The organism is Pedobacter sp. 01N310 (assembly GCF_056399805.1).
Genome location: NZ_JBFTSB010000002.1, coordinates 24,287 through 36,890 on the forward strand (window position 1 = coordinate 24,287; position 12,604 = coordinate 36,890).

Annotated in this window: 7 protein-coding genes; all 7 read left to right on the forward strand. The window is 38.9% G+C overall.

Annotation, left to right across the window (positions count from 1 at the left end):
- Positions 1 to 48 precede the first annotated feature (48 nt).
- The 7 genes from AC1DNH_RS05710 (at position 49) to AC1DNH_RS05740 (ending at position 12,581) form a co-directional block, all read left to right on the forward strand.
- Positions 49 to 2,364, forward strand: coding sequence for an NADP-dependent malic enzyme (locus AC1DNH_RS05710; protein ID WP_477580581.1), 2,316 nt, complete (start codon positions 49 to 51; stop codon positions 2,362 to 2,364).
- 6 nt (positions 2,365 to 2,370) lie between these two features.
- The gene (gene ruvA / locus AC1DNH_RS05715; RefSeq protein WP_426326494.1) at positions 2,371 to 2,955 is read left to right on the forward strand and encodes a Holliday junction branch migration protein RuvA; all 585 of its coding nucleotides are present in this window, start codon (positions 2,371 to 2,373) and stop codon (positions 2,953 to 2,955) included.
- Between the two features lie 11 nt (positions 2,956 to 2,966).
- Entirely contained in the window at positions 2,967 to 10,166 is a 7,200-nt protein-coding gene (gene sov / locus AC1DNH_RS05720; protein WP_477625255.1) for a T9SS outer membrane translocon Sov/SprA, read from the forward strand.
- Positions 10,167 to 10,377: 211 nt separating this feature from the next.
- Positions 10,378 to 11,256, forward strand: a complete 879-nt coding sequence (locus AC1DNH_RS05725) for a hypothetical protein (protein WP_477582296.1) — start codon at positions 10,378 to 10,380, stop codon at positions 11,254 to 11,256.
- Positions 11,257 to 11,593: 337 nt separating this feature from the next.
- Positions 11,594 to 11,974, forward strand: a complete 381-nt coding sequence (gene gcvH, locus AC1DNH_RS05730; protein ID WP_477582294.1) for a glycine cleavage system protein GcvH — start codon at positions 11,594 to 11,596, stop codon at positions 11,972 to 11,974.
- A gap of 10 nt (positions 11,975 to 11,984) precedes the next feature.
- A complete protein-coding gene (locus AC1DNH_RS05735; RefSeq protein ID WP_477582292.1) occupies positions 11,985 to 12,410 on the forward strand; it encodes a VanZ family protein in 426 nt (141 codons plus the stop codon).
- Between the two features lie 45 nt (positions 12,411 to 12,455).
- Complete coding sequence (locus AC1DNH_RS05740) at positions 12,456 to 12,581, forward strand: hypothetical protein (protein WP_256449931.1); 126 nt, start codon at positions 12,456 to 12,458, stop codon at positions 12,579 to 12,581.
- Positions 12,582 to 12,604 lie beyond the last annotated feature (23 nt).

Consider the following 12,604-nt stretch of genomic DNA (forward strand, 5'->3'; position numbering starts at 1 on the left):
CTCATAAAAAGAATTGTACCTTTGCCCCCGTCACTAATAAGTTACGTAATGAGTAAGACCACTAGAAAGCAAGATGCGCTTGATTACCACTCGCAAGGCCGTCCAGGAAAGATACAAGTAGTACCCACAAAACCTACAACATCGCAAAGAGATTTAACTTTAGCGTATTCTCCTGGCGTTGCAGAGCCGTGTTTAAAGATTGCAGAAAATAAAGAAGATGTTTATAAATATACCGCAAAGGGTAACCTGGTTGCTGTAATCAGTAACGGTACAGCCGTTTTAGGTTTAGGCGATATTGGCCCGGAAGCCGGTAAACCAGTAATGGAAGGAAAAGGTTTACTTTTCAAGATATTTGCTGATATTGATGTATTTGATTTAGAGTTGGATACCAAAAATGTTGATGATTTTGTGAAAATTGTTAAGGCTTTAGAGCCAACATTTGGTGGTGTTAACTTAGAAGATATCAAAGCACCAGAATGTTTCGAGATTGAGCGTCGCTTAAAGGAAGAAATGAACATTCCGGTAATGCATGATGATCAACATGGTACAGCGATTATTTCGGCTGCGGCATTGTTGAACGCTTGCGAAATTTTCAAGAAAAAAATGGATAAGATCAAAATTGTAGTTAATGGTGCTGGTGCCGCTGCAATTTCTTGTACGAAACTTTATGTTTCTTTGGGCGCTAAAAAAGATAACATCGTTATGTGCGACCGTTCTGGCGTGATCCGTAAAGACCGTGAAGTGCTTGATGATATTAAAGCTGAATTTGCTACGGATAGAAAAATCAACACTTTGGCAGAAGCCATGAAAGATTCTGATGTATTTATCGGCCTTTCATCAGCAGATTGTGTTACAGCGGAAATGCTGACTTCGATGGCCAAAAACCCTATCGTTTTTGCGATGGCCAATCCTAATCCGGAGATTGCCTACGAACTGGCGATTAAAACCCGTAAAGACATTATTATGGCTACCGGCCGTTCTGATTATCCGAACCAGGTAAATAACGTTTTAGGTTTCCCTTATATTTTCCGTGGTGCGCTTGATGTTCGTGCAACAGGAATTAACGAGCCGATGAAAATAGCTGCCGTTAAAGCCATTGCAGAATTAGCTAAAAAATCTGTTCCAGAATCGGTAAACTTAGCTTATAATGCCCGTAACCTTAAATTTGGTAAAGAATATATTATCCCAAAACCTGTTGATTTCAGGTTAATTACAGAGGTTTCTATCGCGGTAGCTAAAGCAGCAATTGAAAGTGGAGTAGCCCGTAAAATTATTACCGATTGGGATGCCTATAGCGAAGAACTGAGAAAACGCCTGGGTTTGGATGATGCCATTATGCGTGCCATCACCACCAAAGCTAAAACAGATCCAAAAAGAGTTGTATTTGCTGAAGCTGATAATTACAAGATTTTAAAGGCCGCACAGATTGTTAATGATGAGAATATCGCTATTCCGATCCTTTTAGGAAATAAAGATAAAATACAGGCAATTATTGATGAGCACGGTTTAGAGTTAGAAGGTGTTGAGATCATCGATCAGATGCAAAATCCTGATAAAACCAAACAATATGCCGAGGCGCTTTATCAAAAACGTCAGCGTAAAGGGGTTTCATTAACTGATGCCACTAAATTATTGAGAGACCGTAACTACTATGGCGCATCGATGGTTGAGTTTGGCGAAGCGGATGCGATGATTTCGGGTCTGACCAAAAATTATGGATCTACCATTAAACCTGCTTTACATGTAATCGGTGTTGATCCGAGTGTAAAACGTGTTGCTGGTATGTACATGATGATGACCAAGAAAGGGCCTGTTTTCTTCGGCGATACCACCGTAAACGTAGATCCAACGGCAGAAGAGCTGGTAGATATTACTTTATTGCTTGATAAATCTGTTAAGCAGTTTAACATCAAGCCCCGTATTGCTTTATTATCGTATTCGAACTTTGGTTCAAATGATGGGGTAACACCAAATAAAGTAAGAGAAACGGTTAACCTCCTGCATAAAAATCACCCAGAGGTAATTGTAGATGGAGAGATGCAAGGAAACTTTGCCATCAACAACGAACTGCTGAAAGATAATTTTCCATTTAGCACTTTGGCCGATGCTCCGGCGAACACTTTAGTGTTCCCAAATCTGGAGTCTGGAAACATTGCATACAAATTGTTACAAGAGTTAGGCGGTGCCGAAGCGGTGGGTCCGATCTTGTTAGGACTGAATAAACCTGTTCATATTGTTCAATTAGGTAGTTCTGTACGCGAAATCGTCAATATGGTTACCATTGCTGTTGTAGATGTGCAAGCAAAAGAAGAAATTGCAACATCGAAACGAAAAGGTATATTTGGAAAAACAACTAAAAAGTAGAATTACATGTACGCCTATATTGATGGTAAATTGACATTCAAGAACCCAGCATATGTTGTGGTTGAAGCCGGAGGTATAGGCTATCATATAAACATTTCTTTAAATACATACAGCGCTTTAGCTGATGCAGAAAGGTGTAAACTATACACCTGGCTGCATGTAAAAGAAGATGCACATACATTATACGGCTTCGCCGATGAAGGCGAACGCCGTTTATTTTTACACTTGATATCGGTATCGGGAATTGGACCAAATACTGGTAGAATGATTTTATCATCTATCACACCGGTTGAAATCCAGACCGCAATTGTTAAAGCAGATTTGCCTCTAATTCAAAGAATTAAGGGCTTAGGAGCTAAAACCGCACAACGCCTGGTTTTAGAGTTACAGGATAAACTAAAAAAAGAAGGGGCAGATTCATTAATTTTTATGCCTCAACACAATACTGTTAAAGATGAAGCGTTATCAGCATTAGTAATGCTCGGATTCGCCAAACAAACCGCCGAAAAAACTATAGACCAGATTTTAAAAGTGACAGAGGGAACACTTTCGGTAGAGCAACTAATTAAACAAGCTTTAAAAACTTTATAGATCTACTGCCTTTGAAGAGAATATCTACATTTCTGTTTCTCATCCCTCTTTTCTTAATTGCTTCTCAAAACGCTTTCTCTCAAGTTGTTCCAAGCAAAGCGGATACTATTACCCCAAAAAATAATTTTAGTTTACGCGAGAAAGAACATTTAGGACTTAGTCCGGCCGTTAATCCATTTTATCCGGCACCTAGCAATTTAAAACGCGTTGTAGAATACGATGCCAAGAATAAACGTTATGTGGTAAAGGAATTAATTGGCGAAAAATTTGTTTTAAACACACAATACTTAACCATTGATGAATACCAGCGATTGGTTAACAGTGAGATAAAACGTGGTAACTGGCGTAGCATTTCAAATGCAGAAGTAAGTGATTACAGAAGCACAGGCATTATTCCGCAGATCCAGGTAAACAGCAAAGCTTTCGAAAAATTATTTGGTGGAACAACCATTGATATTCAACCCCGTGGAGAGGCAGAACTCACCTTTTTAGGTCGGGTAAATAAGAATGAAAACCCGCTTTTTAACGAAAGACAAAGGGTACAGACCAATTTCGATTTTAACCAAAGGATACAAATGGATCTGGTTGGTAATATCGGAACCAAACTAAAAATCAAAAGTAATTACAATACCGAGGCCCAATTTGATTTCGAAAATCAGATTAAGCTTGATTATACTGGCGGACCTGATGATATTATCCAAAAAATTGAAGCAGGTAATGTAAGCTTGCCTTTAAATACCTCTTTAATTACTGGAACCCAGGCACTCTTCGGTATTAAAACACAATTAAAATTCGGGCGTTTAAACGTAACAAGTGTTTACACTCAGCAAAAATCTCAATCACGGGAAATTAAAATTACCAATGGGGCGCAACAAAATACCACCACGGTAAATATTGATAGTTACGAGGCCAATAAACACTATTTTTTATCACAATATTTTAGGAATAACTACAATAAAAACCTGGCCAACGCACCTATCATAACCTCTCCGATCCAGATTACCAAAATTGAGGTATGGATTACCAATAAGGCAGGTAATACCACCGACTCCAGAGATGTATTGGGCTTGATGGATTTGGGTGAAAATGTTCCTTTTAACAATAATTTAATTACCGGAGGGACTTCCGGTCTGCCGGCAGGAACTACCGCTACGGGTTTCCCGCAACAGTCAAACAACCTGATCTCGCAGTTAAATGCTTATCAGGGGGGGGCTATAAGACAGACAAATTCCAATGCCATCCTTTCTTTCTTCCAGACAACACCTGCCAATAGCAGCAATACAGATAACTTTGCTAAACTGGTTTATGCCAGAAAATTAACCGAGCGTGAGTTTACCTTTCAGCCGCAGCTGGGTTATTTATCGTTGAACAACCCATTAAATGCCGATGAGGTTTTAGCTGTTGCCTACCGTTATACGTATAACGGTGTAGAATATCAGGTAGGTGAGTTTTCTACCGATGTTTCTTTTGATGCGGCAAATCCAAAAGTACTTTATGCTAAATTGTTAAAGAACGAAACCACCAAGATCCAATTGCCAACATGGGATCTGATGATGAAAAATATTTATTCTATCGGAGGGTACCAGATCAGCAGCCAGAATTTTAAACTTGATATTTACCGTATCGATAATGAAACTGGTGTGGATAATCCGGTAATGACTGAAGGACAAAATACTGCGAATAAGCAGTGGATTGCCTTAACCGAGTTTGATCGTTTGAACCAGCAAAATGAGCGCAGGCCCGATGGAGTTTTCGATTTTGTGGCCACAAATAATGCTTTTGGTTCTTATTCTACCGCAAGCAATGCCAATCAGGCGAGTATGTTCGGCGTGGGGAGCAATGGACAAACTTCGATGGTTACCAATACCAATTCGGGTTATATCACCATCGATCCGGCAAATGGAAGAATTATTTTTCCTGTGATTGAGCCATTTGGTAAAGATTTAGCGGCGAAGTTTTTACCTAGTGAGCAGGCATTGATCAATAAATATACTTTTACTGCGCTTTACGATTCAACCCAAACCATCGCTAAGCAGCTGTTTCAAAACCAGAATAGGTACACCATTAAGGTAAATTACCAATCTGATATTTCTTCTGAGTTTAGTTTAAATGCCATTAACGTTCCGGAAGGATCGGTAAAGGTTTTTGCAGGAACAATGCCATTAACCGAGGGGATAGATTTTACTGTCGATTATCAGGGTGGCCGGGTGAGCATCATCAATCAGGCACTTTTGGTGTCTGGTCAGCCGATTCGAATTACTACCGAAAACAGTGAAACCTTTGGCCTGCAGCAACGATCACTTTTTGGAACCCGCTTAGATTACCGTGTAAACAATAAGCTAAATCTGGGCGGTACAATTATGAACCTGACCGAAAAACCTTTAACTCAAAAGGTAAACATCGGCGAAGAGCCTATTTCAAATACCATTTGGGGAGCAGATATTAACTACAGCTCACCATCAAGATTTTTAACAAAACTGGTTGATAAACTTCCGTTCATTTCAACCAAAGCACCTTCGAGTGTAACGTTTTATGGAGAGTTTGCGCAACTGATCCCTGGGCACCCAAGGGCATTGAATTTTGCCGGCAGTAAAAATGGAGTAAGTTACTTAGATGATTTCGAAGCATCCAGATCGGTAATCGATTTAAAGAGTGCCATTGCCTGGCAGCTGTCGGGTACGCCACAGCTTTTCTCAGAGTTTGATAAATCCAACGATTTATCTTATGGTTACAATCGGGCAAGAATTGCATTTTATAACATCGATCCTACTTTTTATAATTCGGCGGCATCTACCACTCCGTCCAATATCAGAGGCAACCGGGGAGAACTTTCCAATCACTATGTGAGAGAAGTGATTGAGCAGGAGGTTTTTCCGTTTAAAGAAACGGCAACGGGGCAGGCCTTAAACATTACCACTTTTGATGTGGCTTATTATCCAACTGTTAGGGGGCCATATAACTTCCGCCCTACAGATTTTAGACCGGATGGAACATTATTGCAACCTAAAAATAATTGGGGAGGGTTCCAACGAAAAATCGAAACCAACGATTTTGAAGCCTTAAATGTGGGCTTTATTGAGTTTTGGGTAATGGATCCATTCATCTATAAGCCAAATTCTACCGGTGGCGACATGTATTTTAACCTGGGAAATATCTCAGAAGATATTCTTAAGGATGGCAGAAAATCCTTAGAAAATGGTCTGCCAGCCACAAACGACCCAAGCAAATACGAAGAAACCGCTTGGGGCCGTGTACCCAAATTGCAACCCGTTGTACAGGCTTTCGATAACAATGCCAGTTCGCGTAGAGCACAGGATGTAGGTTTGGATGGATTATCAGATGCTGATGAAAAAGTAAAATTTGCAGCGGCAATTACGCAGATTAAATCGCAGTTAAATGCCACCGCTTCTGCCGCACTTGATGCCGATCCATCATCAGATAATTATACTTATTTCAGAGGTCCGGCATTAGATCAGATCAACGCGGGTATTCTTAAACGCTACGAAAAATATAATGGAACGGAAGGAAACTCTAAAACTTCGCAACAGTCGCAAGAAGAATTAGGGCTTGAAAACTCTGCATCTACTTCTTTACCCGACGGGGAAGACATCAACCGCGATAATAACATGACGCAAAGTGATGAATATTTTCAGTATAAAGTTTCGATCCGCCCGGGAGATTTAAATGTTGGCCAGAACTTTATTACCGATAAGGTTACCTCGCAGGTAAAATTGGCTAATGGAAATACCCAAGCCGTTTCATGGTATCAATTTAGAATCCCAATCGGTCAGTACCAGGAAAAAGTAGGTGGGATCCAGGATTTTAAATCAATCCGTTTCTTCAGGATGTTTATGACCAATTTCGCTGATACTGCTGTGATGCGTTTTGCAAAGTTGCAGTTAATCCGTGGGGAGTGGAGAGAATATAATGCTTCCAACCAAGCTGCACAGGTAATCGTCGACCCATCGTTGCCTGCACTTACCCCTGATAATTCTACTATTGAGGTTTCGACAGTAAATATTGAAGAAAATGGAAAACGTTCACCGATTCCATATGTTACCCCTCCAGGTATTCTTCGCGAGCGCGACTACAGCAACTATCGTGGCGATACACGTTTAAATGAGCAATCGCTATCGGTTATTGTAAAATCGTTAAGAGATGGCTATGGTAGAGCTGCATTTAAAACAGCCTATAGCGATTTCAGATCTTACAAACATTTGGAAATGTTTATTCATGCTGAGGCTGTTAATAATCAAATATTAAATGATAATGATGTTGCCGCATTCTTAAGAATCGGAACCGATAACCAGGATAACTATTATGAATATGTAATCCCGTTAAAGGTAACCAATCCAGGTACAAGCGATCCTGATGCCATTTGGCCAGAAGCCAATAGAATGGATATTGATTTAACACTTTTCCAAAATGCCAAGCTCGCCCGTAACGTAGCTAAGCAAGCCAACGGACAACCGTGGCCTACAAATGTTCCATTTACCTATACCGACGGAAATAGAACTATTATAGTTAAAGGGCAACCTGACATGAGCAAGGTTAGGGTGTATATGGTAGGGATTAAAAATCCGCTCCGTGCTGCCAGTGATGAACGGAACGATGATGGCCTTGATAAAAATGCACTGGTTTGGTTTAACGAATTGAGGTTAACTGAATTTGACGAAAAAGGTGGTTGGGCAGCTACCGGAAGATTGAACTTAAAACTGGCCGATTTTGCAGATGTAAATATTTCCGGAAGTAAATCTACCATCGGTTTCGGATCTATCGATTCGAAAGTGAGCGAGCGGAACCGTGCGGATAATGTATTGCTGGATGTTTCTTCTGCCATGGAATTAGGTAAGTTTCTGCCGCAAAAATCGGGTGTGAAAATCCCGATGTTTGTGAGTTACTCTAAACAGGTTTCTACCCCGCAATACAATCCTAGAACGCCAGATATCGAGCTCAAAAATGCGCTGGAGCAGTCGACAAAAGAACAGAAAGATTCGATTTTAAACTTTGCGCAGGATTATACCGTTAGAAGAGGCATAAACTTCACCAACGTTAGAAAAGAACGGACCAATAACAGTAAACCTGTCCGCCTTTGGGATATTGAGAATTTCGCGGCAAGTTATGCTTATACCCAATATAATCATCGCGATTTTATTAATCAGAGCAGTATTCAGAATACCTATAGGGCATCGTTACAGTACAGTTATTCTAAAGAAGCCAAAACAATAGCGCCGTTTGAAAAGATTATTAAATCAAACATGCTGGCTTTATTGAAGGATTTTAACTTCAGTATTTTCCCAAGTGCCATTAATTTCAGGATTGATGTAGACCGTTTATATTCAGAAAATACCTTACGGAATAACGATCCGAATAATACCATCGGGGTTTACCAGAGTGGTTATGGTACCACCTTTAACAAAAACTTCACCATGAGTAGGATTTATGGTGTAGCCTGGAACCTTACCCGTTCGTTACAGTTAGATTTTAATGCCACAAATTATTCGATCATTGATGAACCGGATGGAAGACTTGACGGTTTAAAACGCGATACCGTTTGGCAAAACTTAAAACGTTTAGGGCGTACAACCGATTATAACCATAATTTAAACGTTACCTATAACCTGCCAATTGATAAAATACCGGGACTAAACTGGATTACCGTTAAAACCCGTTATGGTACCAACTTTAACTGGCAAACTGAGCCGCTTTCTACTTTACGTGATCCGAATATTAATTTGGGTAATACGGTACAGAACAGCAGAACGGTACAGGTAAACCCAACCTTAAACCTAACTACTTTATACAATAAGTTTGGTTTTATCAGAAAGGCGGGCAACGACCAGGAAGGAAGTGGTGCTAAGACATTTTTTATTAATCTATTAACGAGTGTAAAAAACGTTAATGCCAGCTTTGTACAAACCAAAGGTATTTTCTTGCCAGGCTATCTGCCAACCACTAAGTATTTTGGTATCGATAATGTAACGGGTGCACCAGGTTTGGGCTTTGCTTTCGGCAGTCAGCGCGATATTCGTGATATGGCCTTAAACAATGGATGGCTCACCACCGATACCTTGCAGAATCAGTTATATGTAAACACACTCAGAGAAGATTTTCAGCTTACCGGGCAGGTAGAGCCATTTAAAGATTTACGGATTACGCTAAAGGCCAATAAGGCGCAAACAAGAAACTTTTCTACCAATTTCAGGTATGTAGCCAGTGTATCATCGTTCGAAAACTTAAGTGCCATTACCACGGGCGATTATAGCGTATCGTATATTGCTTTGGGTACAGCTTTCAAAGAAAATAACTCAACGGTGATTTCGGGTCTGTTTAATCAGTTTATGGCCAATAGGATCATTATCTCTCGAAGATTGGGTGCTCAGAATCCAAATTCAGGGGGTGTAAACGGCGGTTATGCCGATGGTTACAGTAAAGAAAGCCAGGATGTAATTATCTCTGCTTTTATGGCCGCTTATTCAGGCAAAGATGCCGGGAAAACGAAAATGAATGCCTTTCCTAAAATTCCACTTCCAAACTGGAGTTTAACCTATAGCGGATTAACACGTATTCCTTTTATCGCCGACAAGTTTTCATCTGTCGATATCAGACATGGCTATCGCTCTGCCTATAATATTAATGGCTTTAACTCATTATTGCGTTATCAGGAAACCAATGGTGCGGTTAGCAGTAGAGATGTAAATAATAATTTTTTACCGGAATACCAGTTTGCTCAGGTAACCATTTCTGAATATTTTTCTCCGTTGGTTGGTGTTGATACCAGGTTTAAAAATAACCTGACCGCTTCTTTCGAATTAAACCGTTCACGTTTATTGGGATTAAGTTTATCAAACAGTCAATTGGCACAGCTATCAGAAAACAATATGGTTTTAGGATTGGGCTACCGTACCAATAAATTCCGTTTCCCATTTGGATGGTTTAAAAGCCTGAAAATGGATAACAACATGGATTTCAAATTGGATGTAGCTATCCGCGATAATAAAACCGTTATTTACAGGGCTGATGTTACCGAAGCGGAAGTTTCTTCAGGAGCAAAAAACATTACCTTAAGACCAAGTGTAGATTATGTGTTGAATCAGAAATTTAATATCAAATTGTTTTACGATTCGAATATTACAAAGCCTTATACTTCACAAACCTTTAATACTTCATTCAGTAATTTCGGATTTAGTTTAAGGTTTACACTGAATTAATAGCTTAGGATCAAAAGCTATTGATTATTGGAAGCCTCTGGTTCATTACGTTACATTTTATCCAGTGCTTACCATTTAGCTTTATGCCTCTAGCCTACGAATAATCTGCCGGATAGATTGCGTGATAGATGACCTTGCTACGTTTCAAAACGATTTGCGACGCGAAGAACATTAAACACGAAAGTCTTTACACTTAGACGTAAAATGTCGAATGAATAATAGTCATCACAATAAAGGTATACAAAGAAAGTTGATGGATAGGTTCCGTGAGAAAAACATCCATGAAACTTCTATTAAAGATTACATGGAAAGTTTTTCTCGCATGATAAACCATTTCAAATTTGTTTTTTTTAAGCTTCCGTATGGACTTAAATTACATCGCGTCAGGGTCCATAAAAGTCCGGAGGACATCAAAAATCTATCTGATTTATGGTGTCCAGAACCCACCAGGTCTATCGGAAGGTTGAATGACCTTAATGATACGATCCTATATACCTCCCATGGGGCCGATACGTCAATCCGAGAACTAAATCCAGTTGATGGGATGTATTGCACATGTTTAGAGCTGGAAATACTCCATCCGGTAAATTTTGTTCATATCGGCATTCTTGAATTTATATCAAATGAGAATGCTTTCTTTAATAGTAAAAAGCACGCCGACTATAATAATAAGGCTATCAAAATAGCCTACAACAATAATAAAAAACTCATAGAGATAGATCGCGAACTGAAAAGATTTATTACCGAAGAATTCGTTAAGGATGTGGATCCTGGGAATATTGATGAATACAAAATTTCAATAGCTATAGCTAAACAATTTTTTCTTTCAAAGGATATTGGTGCTATCGCTTATCCAAGTATTAAGTCAGATAAATTGAATATCAATGTTGCTATCAAATCAGATATTGCTAAGACTCATTTAATTGCCACTAGGATTGATATGTTTCAAATTAAAGACTCAGTGCACCAAGGGAAACCGAGACAAGCTTTGTATCCAATAAAAGGTTGTTACCAAGGCATCAACTTTATTCGTCCATTAGAATTTTCTGATTCTAAAGACGTTGAAGGGTGGGCGACAAAAGATATTTAACAACCAATGAAAAGGTAAAACTCTATATTATTGAATTTTTAACAATCACAATGTCCTTGATTACAACAAGAGCAAAGACATCGCAGTGAATGTGCCTATGCTACATGAATTAGATATCCAGTTACAGTAAACAGTGGTTTCTTATTTGAATGCTCATTTGATTACGAATATGTGCTTTTTTCCTAGGTACTACTTATCGTGAAATTAACTAAAATTTACCCTTTGCTAATGCTTAAACTAAATTGTATTTTTGGCCGGTAAACGCTGGGAAACGTTTTATCCATACAAGCTTAATAAACAAGAAAATTAATATAACTTATATCAATAAATACAAACCATGAATTTTCCATCAGAATTAAAATACACTAAAGACCACGAGTGGGTTAAAGTTGAAGGTAACGAAGCTATTATCGGTGTTACTGATTTCGCTCAGCGCGAATTAGGTGATATTGTTTATGTTGACATCAATACTGTAGGCAGCGAAGTAGCAAAAGAAGAAGTTTTTGGTACTGTAGAAGCCGTTAAAACAGTGTCTGATTTATATATGCCGGTTACGGGTACGGTATTAGAAGTTAATGCTGAGCTAAACGATAATCCGGAATTGGTAAACGCTGATCCTTACGGAAAAGGTTGGATGGTAAAAGTATCTTTGGCTGATTTAGCTGAAGTAGAAGATTTATTAACTGCAGAAGCTTACCAGGAACTGGTAGGAGCATAATTATTATATTTTGTACAAAGCACTGAAACAGCAAAAATGGGCCGTTCTATGGACCATAGTAGTTTTAGTGCTTTGTAATATTGAAATTTCCGATTCTGTGGGTGGAAGCGGTTTTTTCTTTAAAGGCTTTGATAAAATGACCCATATGGGTTTTTTCTTTGTCTTATCGGTATTACTCTTCTACGGGAAAATAAGATATCAGCATACCTTCGCTTTCAGAACATTGACCATTTTTAAAATATTGCTCATCAATGCGGCAATTGGAGGCGGAATTGAACTGTTACAATGGAAAGTTTTTACCTACCGATCTGCAGAATGGTGGGATTTTGGCTGCGACATGTTAGGGGCATCCATGGCAGTTTTTAGTTATGTATTGCTTCATAAATTAAATTTCAATGAAACCATGACGAATACACCGCTTACCAAAAACAATTAATGTATCCGGAATCGCTTCATTGCAATTGAAAATAAAATAAAAACAATGAAAACGAAAGTTAGTATCATCTGTGTAATTGTGGCCATATGTTTAAGTGGATGCAGTATTTTTAAAAAGAACTGTAACTGCCCAAAAGTGTACTACAAAACTTATCCTTCACCACAAAAATAATCCCACTTCCGATCGATCTTCCT